The following is an 18,982-nucleotide window of genomic DNA, read 5'->3' as shown; positions in this document are numbered from 1 at the left end:
CCCCCCGCCGCTCCCCACCCCCCCCCCCCGCCCTCCCCCCCCCCGGGCGGGGGGGCGGCCGGCCCCCCCCCCCCCCCCCCCCGCGCCGTCCCGGGCTGATCATGAAGTTGGCGGCCGAAACGGAGATCGACATCGCCGCTAACTTCATGATCAACGGGGTGGGGTGGTGGGGTGGGGGGTGAAGGGGGCGCCCAGGTGGGGGGTGGCCAGGAGCAGCGGGGAGAGGGTCGACAGGACGCGCTCGCGGGTCCGGCCGGCCCCGGCCCGGTCCTCCTCGTGGACGTAGCACAGTGCCGGGTCGATCAACTGGATCGCGTGCACCAGCAGGTCGCCGGTGACCAGGAGACGCTCGTCGCCGGACTCCACCAGCACGGACTGGTGCCCGGGGGTGTGGCCGGGCGTGCTCAGCACGCGTACCCCCGGGGTGAGGTCGGTGTCGCCGTCGAGCACCCGCAGCCGGCCGTCGGCGCGCAACGGCCCGAGCAGCCGGGCCGGCAGTTCCGGGTGGAACAGCTCCAGCGCGTCCAGCTCGGCGCGCTGCACCAGGTGGTCGGCGTTCGGGAACAACGACCCCGCCCAGCCCACGTGGTCGCTGTGCAGGTGGGTGAGGACGACCGTGCGGACGTCCGCCGGGTCGATGCCGGCGTCGGCCAGCTCGGCCGGCAGCCGGCCGGGCACCGGCGCCCAGCTCGCCGCCGGGGCGTCCGCCGGGCCGATGCCGGCGTCGACCAGGGTGACCGGCCCGTCACCGGTACGCAGCGCGAACGCGCGGAACGGCAGCCGCCAGCCGCCGTCCGGCCCGATCGCGTCCGGGTCCCGCCGGTCCGCCTCGTGCCAGTTCGCCTCGGTGGCGTCGGGGAACGCCTCCTCGCGCGGCATGAAGAAGGGGCCCGCTCCGTCGAGCAGCGAGGTGATCGTGATGGACCCGAGCGTGTGCGTCAGCGGCATGCGGGAAGGATGTCACCGCGAGGCCGGCTGGGTCACCTCCGACGGTTTCCAGTACGCTCGTACTGCTTGAGCACGTGTCCCCCGAGAGGAGCGCCGGCCGATGGCGAAGATCAAGGTAAACAACCCGGTCGTGGAGATCGACGGCGACGAGATGACCCGGATCATCTGGAAGCAGATCCGGGAGCAGCTGATCCTGCCGTACCTCGACGTCGACCTGCACTACTACGACCTGTCGATCCAGTACCGCGACGAGACCGACGACCAGGTCACCGTCGACGCCGCCAACGCCATCAAGGAGCACGGCGTCGGCGTCAAGTGCGCCACCATCACCCCGGACGAGGCCCGGGTGGAGGAGTTCGGCCTGAAGAAGATGTGGCGGTCGCCGAACGGCACCATCCGCAACATCCTCGGCGGCGTGGTGTTCCGCGAGCCGATCATCATGTCGAACGTGCCGCGGCTCGTCCCGGGCTGGACCAAGCCGATCATCATCGGCCGGCACGCGCACGGCGACCAGTACAAGGCCACCGACTTCGTCGTTCCCGGCCCCGGCAAGGTCACCATCACGTACGCCCCGGCCGACGGCGGCGCGCCGATGGAGATGGAGGTCGCCAACTTCCCCGGCGGCGGCATCGCCATGGGCATGTACAACTTCGACGAGTCGATCCGGGACTTCGCCCGCGCCTCGTTCCGGTACGGCCTGGACCGCAACTACCCGGTCTACATGTCGACCAAGAACACCATCCTCAAGGCGTACGACGGCCGGTTCAAGGACATCTTCGCCGAGGTGTTCGAGGCCGAGTTCAAGGCCGAGTTCGACGCCGCCGGCCTGACCTACGAGCACCGGCTGATCGACGACATGGTCGCCGCCGCGCTCAAGTGGGAGGGCGGGTACGTCTGGGCCTGCAAGAACTACGACGGTGACGTGCAGTCCGACACCGTGGCGCAGGGCTTCGGCTCGCTCGGCCTGATGACCTCGGTGCTGCTCTCCCCGGACGGCCGTACCGTCGAGGCCGAGGCCGCCCACGGCACGGTCACCCGGCACTACCGGCAGTACCAGAAGGGCGAGAAGACCTCGACCAACCCGATCGCCTCGATCTACGCCTGGACCCGGGGCCTGGCCCACCGGGGCAAGCTGGACGGCACCCCGGCGGTCACCGAGTTCGCCAACACGCTGGAGCAGGTCATCGTGGAGACCGTCGAGGGCGGCCAGATGACCAAGGACCTCGCGCTGCTCATCTCGCGGGACGCCCCGTGGCTGACCACCGACGAGTTCATGAACGCGCTCGACGAGAACCTGGCCCGCAAGCTCGCGGCCTGAGCCTCCTCGCCGATCACGACGGAGCCCGCCGGTACGCGCCGGCGGGCTCCGTCATGTCCGGACACGGCCGTTTCCGTGCGTCGTCGTGTCCGGGTGCCGGCTCGTGTCCGCGCCCGGGGCGTCACCCGGGCCCGGCCGGGCTCGTTGGTCCGGTTGGACGCGATGCCAGTCCCGTCCACCCGTCCCTTCCCTGCGGGGGCCCGGTTCCCGGGCCCCCGCGCCCTGTTTCCGGGGCGCGGGGAGCCAGAGGTGTTAACAAGGGGCCCCGCCTCTACCGGAGGCGTTAAGAAGGGGCCCCGCCTTTCACGCGGCGCGGAGGAGTTCGGCGGCCCGCTCGGGGGCGATGTCGTTGATGAAGACGCCCATGCCGGACTCCGAACCGGCCAGGTACTTCAGCTTGTCCTTCGCCCGGCGGACGGTGAACAGCTGCAGGTGCAGGTGCCCCAGCTCCCGGTCGACGCGCACCGGCGCCTGGTGCCACGCCGCGATGTACGGCATCGGCAGGTCGAACAGCCCGTCGAAGCGGCGCAGCAGGTCCAGGTAGAGCGGGCCGAAGGCGTCCCGCTCGGCGTCGTCGAGCGCCGGGATGTCCGGCACCGGCCGGTGCGGTGCCACGTGCACCTCGAACGGCCAGCGGGCCGCCGCCGGCACGTACGCGGTCCAGTGTTCGTTGCTGGTCACCACCCGGTCGCCGGCGGCGCGTTCGGCGGCCAGCACGTCGGCGTAGAGGTTGCCGCCGGTGCGCTCGGTGTGCCGGCGGGCGGCGGCCAGCATGCTCCGGGTCCGCGGCGTGACGAACGGGTACGCGTAGATCTGGCCGTGCGGGTGGTGCAGCGTCACCCCGATCTCCACGCCCCGGTTCTCGAACGGGAACACCTGCTCGACGCCGGGCAGCGCGCTCAGCGCGGTGGTGCGGTCGGCGAGCGCGTCGAGCACGGTCCGCACCCGGCCGGGGGAGAGGCGGGCGAACGAGGCGTTGTGGTCGTCGGTGAAGCAGACCACCTCGCACCGGCCGAGCCCGGGACGCACCGGGGTGAACGGCGTGATCTCGGCCGGCTCCTCGGCCACCCGCTGGCTCAGCGACGGGAACCGGTTCTCGAAGACCACCACGTCGTAGTCGGGCGCCGGGATCTCGCTGTGCCGGTCGCCGCGCGACGGGCACAGCGGGCACTGGTCTGCCGGGGGCAGGAACGTGCGGGTCTGCCGGTGCACCGCCACCGCCACCCACTCGTCGGTCAGCGGGTCGTACCGCAGTTGCGAGGCGGGCGGCGGCGGGGGCAGGTCCCGCCGGTCCGGTTGGTCCCGCACCGCGTCGTCCCGCTCGTCGAAGTAGATCAGCTCCCGGCCGTCGGCCAGCTCGATCTGCGTACGCTTCACTCCGCTCCCTCCGTCGCGGGCACGGTCACCAGCTCACCCACCCGGTCCTCGAGTACCCCTCGCGCGTCGGGTGTCAACCGGTCGTCGGTGACCAGCACGTCCGCCGCGTCGAGGCCGACGATCGACGAGATGCCGACCGTGCCCCACTTGGTGTGGTCGGCGAGCACCACCAGCGCGTCGGCGGCGGCCACCAGCGCGCGGTTCGTGTCCGCCTCCATCAGGTTGGGCGTGGTGAACCCGGCCCGCTCGCTGATCCCGTGCACACCGAGGAAGAGCAGGTCCAGGTGGAGCGCGGCGATCGCGGCCACGGCCAGCGGACCGACCAGCGCGTCCGACGGGGTGCGGACCCCGCCGGTGAGCACCACGGTCTGGTCCGGCCGGCCACCGACGTGCAGGATCTCGGCCACCGGCAGCGAATTGGTGACCACCGTCAGGCCGGGCACGTCCACCAGCCGGCGGGCCAACGCGGCGGTGGTGGTGCCGGCGGAGAGCGCGATCGCGGCGCCGGGGCGGACCAGCCGCGCGGCGTGGTCGGCGATGGCGGCCTTCTCCGCGGCCTGGCGGACCGACTTGGCCCGGAAGCCGGGCTCGTCGGTCGAGCCGGGCCCGGCCAGCGTCGCCCCGCCGTGCACCTTGGCGAGCAGACCCTGGTCGTGCAGCGTTTCCAGGTCCCGCCGGATGGTCATGTCCGACACGCCGAACTCGGCGGCCAGCTCGGTGACCCGGACGCCGCCGGCGGCGCGGACCCGCTCCAGGATGGCGGTCTGCCGCTGTCGCGCGAGCATCGCCGGTCACCTCCCGAGCCTTCCCCCACCGCGAACGCGGTCGAACGTGTTCCAACAAAGACGAACACTACCGGTCGGCGGGGGTGGACGCGACACCGCCGCCGTCCCGGGACGGAACGGCGGCGGTCGGCGGAGATCCGTGCCGGTCAGGCCGGCTGCATGCGTGGCTCCACCCAGCCGGTCTCGGTGAGGTGCTCCAGCACCCGCTGGACCGCCTCCTCGACGGTCAGGTCCGAGGTGTCCACCACCAGGTCGGCGTCGGTGGGCTCCTCGTACGGGTCGTCGATGCCGGTCATGCCGGTGAGCAGGCCGGCCCGGGCCCGGGCGTAGAGACCCTTGCGGTCGCGCTGCTCACAGACCGCCAGCGGCGTGGCCACGTGCACCAGCAGGAAACCCGCGCCGGCCGCCTGGGCCATCTCCCGGGCGGTCGACCGGGCCGCCGCGTACGGCGCGATCGGGCAGCAGATGCCGACCCCCCGGTGCCGGGCGATCTCGGCCGCCACCCAGCCGATCCGGCGCACGTTCAGGTCCCGGTCGGCCTTGCTGAAGCCCAGCCCGGCGGAGAGCTCCCGCCGCACCACGTCGCCGTCGAGCAGCGTGATCGTCCGGTCGCCCTGCTCCCGGAGCACGTCGGCGAGACTCCGGGCGATCGTCGACTTGCCCGAACCGGAGAGGCCGGTCAGGAAGATCACCAGACCGCGGTGCCGCCGGGGCGGGCGGGCCCGGGCCAGCTCCCGCGCCACCGCGGGCGGGGTGTGCCACTCGGGCAGCGGGAAACCCCGGTCCAGCAGGTCGTCGATCTCGTGCTGGCTGAGCGCCAACCGGCGGTTGCGCGGTGGGATGTCCTCCCGCCAGCGCCACTGCCCGTCCCGGTTGTCGTACGCCAGCTCGCGCGGCACCAGCACCCGCAGTCCGGCGCCGGAGAGCATGCCCTCGGTGGAGAGCAGATGGGTCACGCCGTACGCGGCGGCGACCCGCGCCCGCAGCAACGCGTCGCTGATCTCGTCGCTGCGCCGCGCCAGCGGCACCGCCACCAGCGTGGCCGGCGGCATCCGGTCGCGGGCCGCGAACACGCTGCGCACCAGCGCCTCGGCCGGCAGGCCACCGCTGGACTCCTCGCCCACCGGGATCAGCACCAGCAGGTGCGCGCCGAGCGTCCGGGCCGCGTGCGCGATCTGGGCCAACTGCGGGCGGTGCAGCGCACGGTCGGCGAAGACGCCGAGCACCCGGCCCGGCGGCAGCAGCCCGCGCACCTCGTCCGGGCCGCGTCGCAACCGCTGGAACGGCCCGTGGCCGCCGTCGCCGAGCCGGCGTACCGCGCCGCCCACGCCGACCGTGCCGTCGCGGGTCGGCCAGACGTCGATCACGTCCATGGCCGCCACCGGGGCGCCCTCGCCGTCGGTGAGCACCAGCGCCCGACGCGCCGGGTCGGCCAGCTCCAGCCCGTCGGCGAGCGCCGCCGGCACCTGGAGCGTCACCGGCACCGGCCACGGGGTGCCGTCGGCGAGCCGGCCACGCCGGCCCAGCGAGGCCAGGTCCGCCCGGGTCATGAAACCGCTCAGCGGCGCGTACGCCCCGGTCAGCAACAATTCCAGATCGGCCAGCTCAGCGGGCCTTGGCGCGTACGACGGCGCATCCCGCAGCACATCCTCGGGCAGGATCCACCCGTTGCTCATCGAACCCCCAACTCGCCGGCCGGCACACAGTTTCGCAGCCCACCGGCGATCGGTCGAGAGCGCCACTCCACCTCCCGGTCACCCGGAGGTCGACCGGGTGTCGCCGGGCGGGTTCAGCCGGCGGTCGTCAGCGCCGCCGCGCCGAACGAGACGGCGAACCGCTCGCACCAGATGGAGACGCTGGTCAGCCCGGCGAGATCGGTTCCGGCGGGGATCTCGTACGCCTGGTCGCCCCGGTTTCCCTTGAGCGGACCGAGCGCCACGTGCCGCCCGTCGTCGAAGACACGCCACCCGGACGGCCCGGTCCGAACCGGCTGGTCGGTCAGCCAGACCTGAAGATCCGGACCGTTCGAGGTGTCCAGCCCGACCAGTTCCAGCCGGTGCCGCCCGTCGGCGGTGCGGACGATCCGGGCAGCGCCCCGGGTGTCGTGCTCGTGGCTGACGAACTCGCCGCCGCCGAGCAGCACCGGGCCGGCGGGCGTCGGCGACGGCGTGGCCGGGCGCGACGGCCCGGCCGACCCCGTGGACGGCACCGCGGAGGCCACCGCGGAGGGCACCGCCACCAGTTCCTCGTGCACCTCCGTGTCGGTGACCAGCTTCCAGGGCTGGAACCAGTACAGCGCGGTCGCCGCCCCGACCACGAGGACGGCGACGGCGATCCAGGTCAGCGGCGCACGCAGCAGACGCATCGGCATGCGTCGAGTGTCCCGGTGGCGGGCGCGGCGGGCACCGGTCCGGCCGCTTACGGAAGCCTTACCGGCGGTGTCCGGGCCGAATCAGGGACAACCCCGAGCGTTTCCCGGTGCAAAGGCGGGCCCGCGCTTCCTAGGCTGGCAGCGTGACACTGCTCGCGACCGAGTCGCTGACCAAGACGTACGGAGGCCGGGTCACCGCGTTGGCCGACCTCACCGTGTCGGTCGAGCCGGGGATCATCGGGCTGGTCGGCGCCAACGGCGCCGGCAAGTCCACCCTGATCAAGATCCTGCTGGGTCTGCTCCCGCCGACCAGCGGCCGGGTGCAGGTGCTCGGCCTCGACCCCACCACCGATCCGGCGCAGGTCCGCGCCCGGGTCGGCTACATGCCCGAGCACGACGCCCTCCCGCCGGACCTCTCCGCCGCCGAGCTGGTCACCCACCTGGGCCGGATGAGCGGGCTGCCGCGCACGGTGGCCCGGGAACGCGCCTCCGAGGCGCTGCGCCACGTCGGCCTGCACGAGGAGCGGCACCGGGCGGTCGGTGGCTACTCCACCGGCATGAAGCAGCGGGTCAAGCTCGCCCAGGCCCTGGTGCACGACCCCGACCTGCTGCTGCTCGACGAGCCCACCAACGGCCTCGACCCGGCCGGCCGGGACGCCATGCTGGCGCTCATCCACCGGATCGGCACCGAGTTCGGCATCTCCGTGGTGGTCTGCTCCCACCTGCTCGGCGAGGTGGAGCGGATCTGCGACACGCTCGTCGCCATCGACGGCGGCCGGCTGCTGCGGGCCGACCGGGTCGCCGCCATGACCACCGCCACCGACGTGCTCGCCGTCGAGGTGAGCGAGGGCACGGAGGAACTGGCCGCCCGGCTCACCGCGCTCGACCTGCCGGTGTCCCGGGACGGGCGGCTGCTGCTCGTCCCGCTCGCCGACGACCACACCTACGACCTGATCCTCGGCGCGGTCGCCGAGCTGGACCTGCCGCTGCACCGGCTGGACCAGCGACGGCACCGGGTGGCCGAGCTCTTCGCCCCGAGGGAGCCCAGCCATGTCTGACGCGACAGGCGTCATCCACGACATCGGATACCAGCGCTACACCGGCCCACGGCTGGGCCGGCGGCAGGTCTTCGGCGCGCTCTACGGCCACGGTCTGCGTACCGTCTTCGGGTTGGGGCGCAGCGCCAAGGCGAAGATCTTCCCCTGGCTGGTGGTGGCCGTGGTCACCGTGGTGGCCGCCGGGCTGACCGCGGTCCGCAGCCAGCTCGGCCAGGTGGTGCTGACGTACGCCCAGTTCGCCGACGCGATGAGCTGGCTGGTCATCTTCTTCGTCGCGGTGGCCGCACCCGAGCTGGTCTCCCGCGACCTGCGCAGCGGCGTGCTCCCGCTCTACTTCTCCCGTCCGCTGCCGCGCGGCGACTACGCGCTGGCCAAGCTGGCGGCCCTGATGACCGCGCTCTGGCTGCTGCTCGGCGGTCCGCAGCTGGTGATGTTCCTCGGCGCCGCGTTCACCACCTCACGCGGCATGCGCGGGGTGTGGGACGAGCTGCTCGACCTGCTGCCCGGCCTGCTCTACGCCGGGCTGTGGGCGGTGGTCTTCGCCTCGATCGGCCTGCTGGTCGCGTCGCTGACCGGCAAGCGCGCCTTCGCCGCCGGCGGCATCGTCGCGGTGTTCCTGATGACCACGCCGGTGGTCGGCGTGCTGTCCATCATGCCCTCCCGGACGGTCAACGAGCTGGCGTTCCTCGCCTCCCCGTCGTCGCTCGTCAGTGGCGTGGGCACCTGGGCGCTGGGCGACCTGCTGACCCAGGGACAGGAGGGGGGCATCCCGATCGGCGGCTTCGGGCCGGTCTACGCGGTGGTCGCCGTCCTGCTGGTCGCCGCCTGCGTCAGCCTGCTGCTCCTGCGATACCGGAAGGTGGCCGCCCGATGACGGCGCTGCACACACAACCGGCGGCCGACGCGCCCGCCGCCACGACGAGCACCCTCGACCTGGCCGGCGTCTCCCGCTGGTACGGCAACGTGGTGGCGGTCAACGACGTCACCATGCGGCTCGGCCCCGGGGTGACCGGCCTGCTCGGCCCGAACGGCGCCGGGAAGACCACGCTGCTGCACATGATGGCCGGGTTCCTCGCCCCGTCCCGGGGCGCGGTGACGCTGGACGGGGAGCCGACCTGGCGCAACCCGGGCGTCTACCGGCGGCTCGGCCTGGTCAGCGAGCGGGAGGCGGTGCACACGTTCCTCAGCGCGTACGAGTTCGTGCTGGCCAGCGCGAAGCTGCACCGGCTGCCGGACCCGGAGGCGGCGGCCCGGCGGGCGATCGAGCTGGTCGAGCTGGAGGGCGCGCAGGGCCGCCGGATCGGCACCTACTCCAAGGGCATGCGGCAGCGCACCCGGGTGGCCGCCGCGCTGGTGCACGACCCGCAGGTGCTGCTGCTCGACGAGCCGTTCAACGGGATGGACCCGCGACAGCGGCTGCACATGATGGCGCTGCTGCACTCCCTCGGCGACGCCGGCCGGACCATCCTGTTCAGCTCGCACATCCTGGAGGAGGTCGAGCAGGTCTCCGGCACGGTCCAGGTGATGGTGGCCGGTCGGCTGGCCGCCTCCGGCGACTACCGCACCATCCGCCGCCTGATGACCAACCGGCCGCACGTCTTTGCGGTGCGCTCCACCGACGACCGGGCGCTGGCGGTGGCGCTGATGGCCGAGTCCTCGGTCTCCGGGGTCGAGCTGGGCCGCACCGGCCTGACCGTCAAGGCCGGCGACTACGGCGCGTTCACCCGGGCCCTGCCCCGGATCGCCCTCCGCCACGGCATCCGGGTCCGGCAGCTCCTGCCGGAGGACGAGTCGCTGGAGAGCGTCTTCTCGTATCTGGTGGAGGCCTGATGTCGACCGTTACCTGGATCACCGCCCGCGGCCTGTTCGGCCGGAGCCGGTTCCTCATGCTGTTGCCGTTGCCGCTGGTCCTGATCGGCCTGGCGGTGCTCTGCCGGTCGCTCGGGGTGGACCCGGGCCAGTGGGGGCCGCCGGTGCTGGTCGGCCTCGGCCTGGCCGTGGTGCTGCCGGTGGTGGCGCTGATCGTCGGCACCGGCGTGCTCGGCGCCGAGATCGACGACGGCACCGTGGTGCACATCCTCACCAAGCCGCTGCCCCGCTGGCAGATCGTGCTGCCGAAGCTCGCGGTGGCGGCCGGCGTCAGCGCGGTCACGGTCGCCGTCCCGCTCTACGTGGCCGGCGTGCTGGCCGACTCGGTACGCCTCGGCCTGGCCCTGGTCGCCGCGTCGGTGGCCGGCGCGTTGGCCTACTCGGCGCTGTTCCTGGCGCTCAGCCTGGTGAGCCGGCGACCGGTGCTGCTCGGCCTGGTCTACGTGCTGATCTGGGAGGGGCTGCTCGGCCGGTTCGTCGACGGCACCAAGGTGCTCTCGGTCCAGCAGTGGGTGATCGCGCTGGCCGACCGCATCGCGCCGACCGCGCTGCTCGGCACCACCGTCTCGGTGCCGGTGGCCGGCGTACTGATCGCCCTGGTGACGGTCGGCTTCACCGCGCTGGCGGTCGACCGGCTGCGCTCGTTCAGCGTCGCCGGCGAGACAAGCTGAAAGGCGGGGGCCCCGCTTAACGCATTCGGTAGAGGCGGGGGCCCCGCTTAACACCTACCTGTTAAGCGGGGCCCCCGCCTAACAAGCGGGGCGGCCCAACCGGCGTCAGAACGCGCAGGCGATGACCAGCTCGGGGGTGCGGTCGGGCAGCAGGTCGAGCTTGGCGATCCGCCCCGCCGCGCGCACGTCGTCGGCCACGAGCGTGAGCTGGTCGAGCAGGGCCGCCGGCCCGAGCGCCTCGGCCAGCGGCACGTCCGCCTTCATCGACAGTTTCCGCTCCGACTTGGCGCGGCGCACCTGCCCCAGCGCGTCGGCGGCCAGCCGCAGCAGCTCCGGGTCGCCGGGCGCGGCCAGCGCGCGGTCCACCTCGTACGTGGTCGGCCACGTCGCCCGGTGCACGGAGCCGTACCGCCACCAGGACCAGACCTCCTCGGTGACGAACGGCAGCACCGGCGCGAGGAGCCGCAACTGCACCGACAGCGCGGTGGCGAGCGCCGCCCGCGCCGAGTCGGCCGCCGGCCCCTCGCCGTAGGCGCGCTCCTTCACCAACTCGATGTAGTCGTCGCAGAACCGCCAGAAGAACGCCTCGGTGGCCATCAGGGCGGCGGTGTGGTCGTACCCGTCGAGGGCCGACGTCGCGGCCCCGACCAGGCCGGACAGCTCGGCGAGCATCGCGGTGTCGAGTGGTTCCGTCGCCGGGGCCCGCAGCGCGTCGGCGGCGCCCAGCCCCAACGCGAAGCGGGACGCGTTGAGCAGCTTGGTGGCCAGCCGGCGGCCCACCTTGACCTGGGCCGGGTCGAAGGCGAGGTCCATGCCCGGCTTGCCGTTGGCGGCCCAGTAGCGGACCGCGTCGGAGCCGTGCTCGGCCAGCAGCCCCATCGGGGTGACCACGTTCCCCTTGGACTTGGACATCTTCTTCCGGTCCGGGTCGAGGATCCAGCCGGAGAGCACCGTCGTACGCCAGGGCAGCACGCCGTGTTCCTGGTGCGAGCGGGCCACGGTGGCGAACAGCCAGGTGCGGATGATGTCGTGTCCCTGGGGGCGCAGGTCCATCGGGAAGACCCGGCCGAACAGGTCCGGGTCGGTTTCCCACCCGCCGACGAGCTGCGGGGTCAGCGACGAGGTGGCCCAGGTGTCCAGCACGTCCGGATCGCCGGTGAAGCCACCGGGCCGACCGCGCTGCGACTCGGCGAAACCGGGCGGCGGCTCGCTTGTCGGATCGATCGGCAACGTCGCCTCGTCCGGTGTGAGAGGGTGGGTCCAGTCCGGCTCGCCAGTGTCGTCGAGCCGGTACCACACCGGCACCGGCACGCCGAAGAACCGCTGCCGGCTGACCAGCCAGTCGCCGGTGAGACCGCCCACCCAGTGCTCGTAGCGGTGCCGCATGTGCGCCGGCACCCAGCGCAACTCGCGCCCGCGGGCCAGCAGCCCGTCGCGCAGGTCGGCGTCCCGGCCGCCGTTGCGCAGGTACCACTGCCGGGTCGAGACGATCTCCAGCGGCCGGTCGCCGCGCTCGTAGAACTTCACCGGGTGGGTGATCGGGCGCGGCTCGCCGACCAGGTCGCCGGCCTCGCCCAGCAGCTCCACCACCGCGCGCCGGGCGCCGTTGACGCTCTGCCCGGCCAGCGCCGCGTAGGGTCCCGCCGGCACGTCCGCCGGCGGCTCCGGCAGCAGCCGCCCGTCCCGGCCGATCACCACCCGGGTGTCCAGCCGCAGGTCGCGCCACCAGGTCACGTCCGTCAGGTCACCGAACGTGCAGACCATCGCGATGCCGGTGCCCTTGGCCGGGTCCGCCAGCGCGTGCGCGCGCACCGGCACCTCCACCCCGAAGACGGGGGTACGCACAGCGGTGCCGACCAGGTCGGCGTACCGCTCGTCGTCGGGGTGGCAGACCAGCGCCACGCAGGCCGGCAGCAACTCCGGCCGGGTGGTGTCGATCAGCACCTCACGCCCGTCCGGCCCGGTGAACCGCAGCCGGTGGTACGCGCCGGGCCGGACCCGGTCCTCCAGCTCCGCCTGCGCGACCGCGGTACCGAACCCGACGTCCCAGAGCGTCGGCGCCTCGGCCTGGTACGCCTCACCACGGGCCAGGTTGCGCAGGAACGCGCGCTGGCTGGCCGCCCGGGCCGCCGACCCGATCGTGGTGTACGTCAACGACCAGTCCACGGAGAGGCCGAGCCGCCGCCACAGCGCCTCGAACGCCTGCTCGTCGGTCACGGTCAACGTCTCGCACAGCTCGATGAAGTTGCGTCGGGAGATCGCCGTCGGGTTCTTCCGGGCGTCGGCGCTCACCGGTGTGGCCGGCGGTCGCCAGTCCCGGTCGTACGGCAGCGCCGGGTCGGGGCGCACGCCGTAGACGTTCTGCACCCGCCGCTCGGTGGGCAGCCCGTTGTCGTCCCAGCCCATCGGGTAGAAGACGGTCCGCCCGCGCATCCGCTGGAACCGGGCCACGACGTCGGTGTGCGTGTACGAGAAGACGTGCCCCATGTGCAGCTCGCCCGACACGGTCGGCGGCGGGGTGTCGATGGAGTACACGTCCGCGCGTTCCTTCGTGCGGTCGAACGCGTACGTGCCGTCCGCCTGCCAGCGACGGGCCCAGGTCTCCTCGAGCCCGTCCAGGCTCGGACGCTCGGGGACGCCGGAGCGCCCCGTCCTCGTCGTGTCACTCATCCGCCGATGGTAGGCACCCCCGGCGGCCCGCTCCACGTCTTTCCCCCGGCCCCACCGCCCGTCGATCTTGCACTCTCTGCCCCTAGAGCAGTGAGTCGCGCCACTGGCGGTGCAGGGCGGCGTACCGGCCACCGGCGGCGGCCAGCTCGGCCGGCGGGCCGTCCTCGACGATCCCGCCGGCGTCGAGGACCAGCACCCGGTCGGCGATCTCCACGGTGGAGAGCCGGTGGGCGATCACCAGCGCGGTGCGGTCGCACAGCACGTTCCGCAACGCGCGCTGCACCAGCCGCTCGGTCGGCACGTCCAGCGACGAGGTGGCCTCGTCGAGGATCAGCACCCGGGGGTCGGCCAGGAACGCCCGGGCGAACGCGACGAGTTGCCGCTGCCCGGCGGAGAGCCGGCCGCCACGCCGGTGCACGTCGGTGGCGTACCCGTCGGGCAGCGCGGCGATGAACTCGTGCGCGCCGATGGCCCGGGCGGCGGCCACCACGGCGGCGTCGTCCGCGTCCGGGCGGCCGAACCTGATGTTCTCCGCGACGGAACCGCTGAACAGGTGGGTCTCCTGGGTGACCAGCACCACCGCCCGGCGCAGTTCGGCGTCGGCCAGGTCGCGCAGGTCCACCCCGTCCAGGTGGACCGAGCCGGCGTCCGGGTCGTGGAAACGGGCCAGCAGCTTCGCCAGCGTGGACTTGCCGGCCCCGGTCGGGCCGATCAACGCCACGGTCTGTCCGGCCGGGACGGTCAGCTCCAGCCCGGACAGGATCGGCGTCTCCGGCCGGTAGCCGAAGGAGACCGAGCGGAAGACCACGGCGCCGCGCGGCGGCCCGGCGGGCAGCGGCACCGGCCGCGCCGGCTCGGCCACCGCCGGGCGCTCGTCCAGCACCCCGGCCAGCTTCTCCAACGCCGCGGTCGCCGACTGGAGCGAGTTGTAGAACTGGCTCAGCTCCTCCATCGGCTCGAAGAACCGCCGGAGGTAGAGCAGGAACGCGGCGAGCACGCCGACCTCGGTGTCGCCGCCGAGCACCCGCCAGCCGCCGTACGCGAGCACCGTGGCGGCGGTCAGGTTGCCGATCAGCCGGATGCCCGGCGAGTAGATCGCGATCAGCCGGAACGCGCGCAGGCTGGCCCGCCGGTAGTCGTCGTTGACCGCGGCGAAGATGCGCTGGTTGCGGGGCTCGCGGCGGAACGCCTGCACGGCCCGGATTCCGCGCAGCGACTCGACGAAGTGCACGATGACCAGCGCCACCGCCTCCCGGGTGCGGCGGTACGCCCCGGCGGAGGCCCGCGCGAACCAGCGGGACAGCCCGAACAGGAACGGGAACGCGAACAGCGTGACCGCGGCCAGCGGCAGGTCCAGCCAGAGCAGGATGCCCGCCACCGACAGCACCGACAGCACGGCCATGACCAGCCGGTCGATCCCGCCGTCGACCAGTTCACCGATCGATTCCAGGTCGCTGGTCAGCCGGGACACCATCCGGCCGGACGTGTACCGCTCGTGGAAGCCGACGTCGAGGCGGAGGAAGTGCGCGTACACCCGCTGGCGGAGGTCGAGCAGGACGGCCTGGCCGATCCGGGCGGCGAGGGCGAGGAACGCGCGCCGAGCCGCGTACTCGACGGCGGTCGCCACGACGAACGCGGCGGCGACCGCGACCAGTGGGCCGGCGTCACCGGCCCGCAGCGGCCCAATGCCCCGGTCGATGCCGAGCATGACCAGGTACGGGCCGGTCATCGCCGCCGCGTTCTGGGCCAGTAGCAGCGCCACGGCCAGCCCGAGCGGCGCCCGGTGCGGGTGGAGCAGCGTCCGCAGCAGGAGCCGGCTGCGGACGCGGAGCCGGGTCACCGCCGCCGGTGACGAGCCCTCCGCGCGGCTGCGGTCGGCGTCCGGGTCGGTGGCCCGGCCCCGCCACCGGGTCAGGTCGGCGTCCGGCGCGGTCACGACCGCACCAGGCCGACGCCGCCCGGCCGACCCTCCGGCTCGGCGGAGAGCACCGCCCGGTACGCCGGCACCCCGGCCAGCATCTCGGAGTGGGTGCCGACGGCCACCACCCGACCGGCCTCCAGCAGCGCCACCCGGTCGGCCAGCGCCACGGTCGAGGGCCGGTGCACCACCAGCAGCGCCGTGGTGTTCCGCAGCACCCGGCGCAGCGCGGCCTCGACAAGCGCCTCGGTGTGCACGTCCAGCGCGGAGAGCGGGTCGTCGAGGACCAGCAGGGCGGGCCGGCCGAGCACCGCCCGGGCCAGCGCGAGCCGCTGCCGCTGCCCGCCGGAGAGCGACAGCCCCTGCTCACCGACCCGGGTGGCCAAGCCCCACGGCAGCTCGTACGCGAAGTCCGCCTGCGCCAGCGTCAGCGCGGCCCGGATCTCCTCCTCGCCGGCCTCGGGCCGGCCCAGGGTGAGATTTTCCCGGACCGACATGGAGAACAGCGTCGGCTCCTCGAAGGCCACCCCGACCAGCCGGCGCAGCGAGCTGAGGCGCAGGTCGCGTACGTCGTGCCCGTCGAGCGTGAGCCGGCCGCCGGTCACCTCGTGCAGCCGGGGGACCAGCGAGAGCAACGTGCTCTTGCCGCACCCGGTGGCGCCGACCAGGGCGAGCGTCTCGCCCGGCTCGACGGTCAGGTCCAGGTCGTGCAGCACCGGGGTGGGTGCGCCGGGATAGCGGAAGGTCACCCGCTCGAAGCGGAGCCGGCCGTGGACCTCACCCCGACCCAGCGACCGGGCGTGCGGGGCGTCCACGATGGTCGGCGGCGTGTCGAGCACCTCCTGGATCCGGTCGGCGGCGGTGGCGGCCTCCTGCCCGTTCGCGATGATCCAGCCGAGTGACTGCACCGGCCAGATCAGCATCAGTTGGAGGCTGACGAACGCGACCAGTTGCCCGATGGTGAGCGCGCCCCCGGCCACGGCGGCGGCGCCGGCCACCAGGACCGCGCCGAGCGTCAGGTTGGGCACCAGGTCGAACAGCGCGGAGGTGCGGGCCAGCAGGCGGGCCTTGCCGATCCCGGTGTCGTGCAGCCGGCGGGCGCCGGCGGCGAACCGGGCGGCCAGTTCCGGACCCCGCCCGTACGCCCGCATGGTGCGCAGCCCCTGCGCGGTCTCCTCGACCAGCGTGGCCACGTCGCCCTGCTGGTCCTGCATGCGACGGGAGGCCGCGTGGTAGTGCCGGGCGAACCGCCGGCTGATCAGGAACAGCGGGAGGGCGCTGGCCGCGACCAGCAGCCCCAGCCAGGGGTGCAGCCGGATCAGCAGCACCACCACGGCGGCGTAGGTGATCAGGTTGAGCACCAGGAAGAGCAGACCGAAGGAGAGGAACCGGCGGATCACCGAGAGGTCGCTGGTGATCCGGGAGAGCAGTTGACCGGACTGCCAGCGGTCGTGGCAGCCGACCGGGAGCCGTTGCAGGTGCGCGTAGATGTCGGCCCGGATGGCCGCCTCCATGCCCACCGAGGAGGACGACTGCGTCCACCGCCGGATGAAGATCAGCACGGCTTCGGCGAGCCCGAGCAGCAGCGCGAGCGCGCCGAGCCGGAGCAGGCCGGAGCTGTCGTGCCGGGCCACCGGCCCGTCCACCACCCGTTGCACCACCAGCGGGACGGCCAGGCTCGCCCCGGTCGCGGCCAGCGCGGCGACCAGCAGCCAGGCGAACTCCGTCGCGTACGGGCGCAGGTAGGGCCGCAGCCGCCAGAGGTTGTGCAGCGGCTGGGACCGGGCGTCGGTATGCGCCGCGGGATTGCCGTCGCTGGGCGCGGGCACCAACCGACGGTAGCGGCCGGGTGCGTCGACGCGGGGTCAGCTAGCCGTCACCCGTCCCTCATGCCCGAGAAGCCACTTTTTCACGTCCAGCCCCCAGCGGTAGCCACCGAGCGCGCCGTCGGTGCGCAACACCCGGTGGCAGGGCACGAAGAGCGCCGCGGCGTTGCGGGCACAGGCCGCCGCCGCGGCGCGGACCGCGGCCGGCCGGCCGGCCAGCGCGGCGAACCCGGTGTACGTCACCGGATCACCCGGCTTCACGTCGCGCAGCACCTGCCAGGCGTGCGCCAGGAAGGCGCCGTCGGTGTGCTGCTCCACCGCGACCGCGTCGATCGCGGTCAGGTCGCCGTCGAGGTAGGCCCGGACGGCCGCGGTCACCGGCCCGAGGTCGGCCCGCTCCCGCAGGTCGCCGCGGAGGCTCGGGTGCGTCAACGGCACCAGGGTCGTCGGGTCGGCGGTGAAGCCGGCCGCGCGCACCGCACCGCCGGGCCCGGCGAGCACGCTCAGCGGCCCGACGGGAGTGTCGATGACGGTGCTGTCCAGAGTGGTCATGCTGCTCTCCAGAGTCGGATCGTCGCGTACGACCGCCAGGGGCGCCAGCGGTCCGCGTACGCGGTCAGGGTCTTCGGGTCGTCGGGCAGGCCGAGCGCGGCTGCGCCGCGGCGGACGCCCAGGTCGGTGGCGAGGATGACGTCGGGATCGCCGAGCGCGCGCATGGCCAGGTAACCGGCGGTCCACGGCCCGACGCCGGGCAGCGCGACCAGCCGCCGGGCGGCCTCCTCCCGGTCGCCGCCCGCGTCCAGGTCCAGCTCCCCGTCGACGACGGCGCGGGCCAACGCCCGGATCGTCTCCCGCCGGGCCCCGGGCATGCGGAACGCCGGGTCCGGCGCGGCGAGCACCTCCGCCGCGCTCGGGAACGCCCGCAGGCCAACCGGGGCCCCGTCGTCGGCCCCGTCGTCGTCGGACCGGGTGGCGGCGATCAGGTGGGTGAGCGTGGTCCGGGCCGAGCGGAGCGAGACCTGCTGGGTGGTGACGGCGCGGACCGCGGTCTCGAAGCCGTCCACCGCGTGCGGGAGCCGGACACCGGGCTCTGCCGCGACCGCCGGGGCCAGCGCCGGATCGTCGGCCAGGACGGCGTCCACCGCGACCGGGTCCGCGTCCAGGTCGAGCAGGCGGCGGCAGCGGGCCACCGCGGGTGCCACGTCGCGCATGTCGGCCAGCCGCAGCGTGGCGGCCACGTGCCCGCCGGCCGGGGTCAGCGCCACCGTGCCGGGGCCGTGCGGCAGGCGCAGCCCGCGATGGTACGTCCGGTCGCGGACCTCCTCGATGCCGGGCAGCGCGCGCAGGGCGAGGAAGTCCAGCAGCGCGTCCGCGTGCAGCGGTGGCCGGTAGGCCAGTCGCAGCGTGATGGTGCCCGCCCCGCCGGCCGTCGAACAGCCGCTCCGGCCACCCCTCAGCTCGGACGGGGTGACGCCGAACACCTCGCGGACCGTGTCGTTGAACTGTCGCACGCTGCCGAACCCGGCGGCGAAGGCCACCTCGGCCAGGCCCAGCCCGGTGGTCTCGACCAGGATCCGGGCGGTCTGCGCACGCTGCGCCCGGGCCAGCGCCAGCGGGCCGGCGCCCAGCTCGGCCTGGAGCATGCGGTGCAGGTGCCGCTCGGTGTAGCCGAGCCGGGTGGCCAGCCCGGGTATGCCGTCCCGGTCGACCACGCCGTCGGCGATCAGCCGCATCGCGCGGCCGACCAGATCGGCCCGGACGTCCCACTGCGGGGAGCCCGGCGCGGCGTCGGGCCGGCACCGGCGGCAGGCCCGCAGCCCGGCGCCCTGCGCGGCGGCGGCGGACGGGAAGAACCGGACATTCTGCCGCTTCGGTGTCGTCGCCGGGCAGGACGGCCGGCAGTAGATCCCGGTCGAGGTGACGCCGGTGTAGAACCAGCCGTCGAACCGCGGGTCGCGGCTGTCGACGGCCCGGTAGCACCGCTCGAAGTCCAGCTCCATGCCCCGATCCTGCCTCCCGGACCGGCCGCTCGGCTGGCGGGATTCGGACCTGACGTGCGGCAGTCGCGCCAGCTCGGCGAGGTGGCGGTATCCCCGGCCCGCGGATACCGCCACCTCGGCGTAGTGGCGTGGATCTTGCCGGTGCGGCGGGGAAAGTGTCGTAAGTGGTCG

Annotated in this window: 15 protein-coding genes; 5 read left to right on the top strand and 10 right to left on the bottom strand. The window is 73.9% G+C overall.

Going from position 1 to position 18,982, the window contains the following annotated elements:
* Positions 1-150: 150 nt before the first annotated feature.
* Positions 151-948, bottom strand: coding sequence for an MBL fold metallo-hydrolase (locus ACLQ2W_RS11015; protein ID WP_425786303.1), 798 nt, complete (start codon positions 946-948; stop codon positions 151-153).
* Positions 949-1,048: 100 nt separating this feature from the next.
* Between ACLQ2W_RS11015 and ACLQ2W_RS11010 the strand changes: the two genes are divergently transcribed.
* On the top strand, positions 1,049-2,266 hold the full coding sequence (locus ACLQ2W_RS11010; protein WP_107158977.1) for an NADP-dependent isocitrate dehydrogenase: 1,218 nt from the start codon (positions 1,049-1,051) through the stop codon (positions 2,264-2,266).
* A gap of 303 nt (positions 2,267-2,569) precedes the next feature.
* Here the strand turns inward: ACLQ2W_RS11010 and galT are convergent, their stop codons facing one another.
* The 4 genes from galT to ACLQ2W_RS10990 all read right to left on the bottom strand — a co-directional run bounded on the left by galT (position 2,570) and on the right by ACLQ2W_RS10990 (position 6,799).
* Positions 2,570-3,643: a galactose-1-phosphate uridylyltransferase gene (gene galT / locus ACLQ2W_RS11005; protein ID WP_425786302.1), complete on the bottom strand. Its 1,074-nt coding sequence runs from the start codon at positions 3,641-3,643 to the stop codon at positions 2,570-2,572.
* Entirely contained in the window at positions 3,640-4,428 is a 789-nt protein-coding gene (locus tag ACLQ2W_RS11000) for a DeoR/GlpR family DNA-binding transcription regulator (RefSeq protein ID WP_425786301.1), read from the bottom strand. The genes galT and ACLQ2W_RS11000 overlap by 4 nt, the downstream gene beginning before the upstream one ends.
* 146 nt (positions 4,429-4,574) lie before the next feature.
* Positions 4,575-6,104 carry an adenylyl-sulfate kinase gene (cysC, locus tag ACLQ2W_RS10995; protein WP_425786300.1) on the bottom strand — a complete coding sequence of 510 codons (1,530 nt, stop codon included), beginning with the start codon at positions 6,102-6,104 and terminating at the stop codon, positions 4,575-4,577.
* 113 nt (positions 6,105-6,217) lie between these two features.
* Positions 6,218-6,799, bottom strand: a complete 582-nt coding sequence (locus ACLQ2W_RS10990; protein WP_425786299.1) for a DM13 domain-containing protein — start codon at positions 6,797-6,799, stop codon at positions 6,218-6,220.
* Between the two features lie 143 nt (positions 6,800-6,942).
* On the opposite strand from ACLQ2W_RS10990, the gene ACLQ2W_RS10985 reads away from it, so the two are divergent.
* From ACLQ2W_RS10985 to ACLQ2W_RS10970, 4 genes are read left to right on the top strand one after another with little or no spacing between them, the layout of a single operon-like run.
* Positions 6,943-7,857 (top strand): ABC transporter ATP-binding protein, encoded by a 915-nt coding sequence (locus ACLQ2W_RS10985; RefSeq protein ID WP_405091145.1) that lies wholly within the window; start codon positions 6,943-6,945, stop codon positions 7,855-7,857.
* A complete protein-coding gene (locus tag ACLQ2W_RS10980; RefSeq protein WP_107158989.1) occupies positions 7,850-8,731 on the top strand; it encodes an ABC transporter permease in 882 nt (293 codons plus the stop codon). Before ACLQ2W_RS10985 ends, ACLQ2W_RS10980 begins: the two co-directional genes overlap by 8 nt.
* The gene (locus tag ACLQ2W_RS10975) at positions 8,728-9,687 is read left to right on the top strand and encodes an ABC transporter ATP-binding protein (RefSeq protein WP_425786298.1); all 960 of its coding nucleotides are present in this window, start codon (positions 8,728-8,730) and stop codon (positions 9,685-9,687) included. Before ACLQ2W_RS10980 ends, ACLQ2W_RS10975 begins: the two co-directional genes overlap by 4 nt.
* Positions 9,687-10,397 (top strand): ABC transporter permease, encoded by a 711-nt coding sequence (locus ACLQ2W_RS10970; RefSeq protein WP_357297797.1) that lies wholly within the window; start codon positions 9,687-9,689, stop codon positions 10,395-10,397. Before ACLQ2W_RS10975 ends, ACLQ2W_RS10970 begins: the two co-directional genes overlap by 1 nt.
* 105 nt (positions 10,398-10,502) lie before the next feature.
* Here ACLQ2W_RS10970 and valS read toward each other — a convergent pair whose 3' ends face one another.
* The 5 genes from valS to ACLQ2W_RS10945 form a co-directional block, all read right to left on the bottom strand.
* Positions 10,503-13,067: a valine--tRNA ligase gene (gene valS, locus ACLQ2W_RS10965; RefSeq protein ID WP_425786297.1), complete on the bottom strand. Its 2,565-nt coding sequence runs from the start codon at positions 13,065-13,067 to the stop codon at positions 10,503-10,505.
* A gap of 82 nt (positions 13,068-13,149) precedes the next feature.
* Positions 13,150-15,003, bottom strand: coding sequence for an ABC transporter ATP-binding protein (locus tag ACLQ2W_RS10960; RefSeq protein ID WP_425786296.1), 1,854 nt, complete (start codon positions 15,001-15,003; stop codon positions 13,150-13,152).
* Positions 15,000-16,814: an ABC transporter ATP-binding protein gene (locus ACLQ2W_RS10955; RefSeq protein ID WP_425786295.1), complete on the bottom strand. Its 1,815-nt coding sequence runs from the start codon at positions 16,812-16,814 to the stop codon at positions 15,000-15,002. Before ACLQ2W_RS10955 ends, ACLQ2W_RS10960 begins: the two co-directional genes overlap by 4 nt.
* 36 nt (positions 16,815-16,850) lie before the next feature.
* Positions 16,851-17,363: a methylated-DNA--[protein]-cysteine S-methyltransferase gene (locus ACLQ2W_RS10950; protein WP_425786294.1), complete on the bottom strand. Its 513-nt coding sequence runs from the start codon at positions 17,361-17,363 to the stop codon at positions 16,851-16,853.
* A complete protein-coding gene (locus ACLQ2W_RS10945; RefSeq protein ID WP_425786293.1) occupies positions 17,360-18,811 on the bottom strand; it encodes an AlkA N-terminal domain-containing protein in 1,452 nt (483 codons plus the stop codon). The genes ACLQ2W_RS10950 and ACLQ2W_RS10945 overlap by 4 nt, the downstream gene beginning before the upstream one ends.
* Positions 18,812-18,982 lie beyond the last annotated feature (171 nt).

Origin of the sequence: Micromonospora sp. DT227 (genome assembly GCF_049841835.1) — a bacterium.
In the GTDB taxonomy this organism is placed as follows: Bacteria; Actinomycetota; Actinomycetes; order Mycobacteriales; family Micromonosporaceae; genus Micromonospora.
The sequence above is the reverse complement of the archived record's forward strand: the minus strand, read 5'-3'. Positions and strand labels throughout refer to the sequence as shown.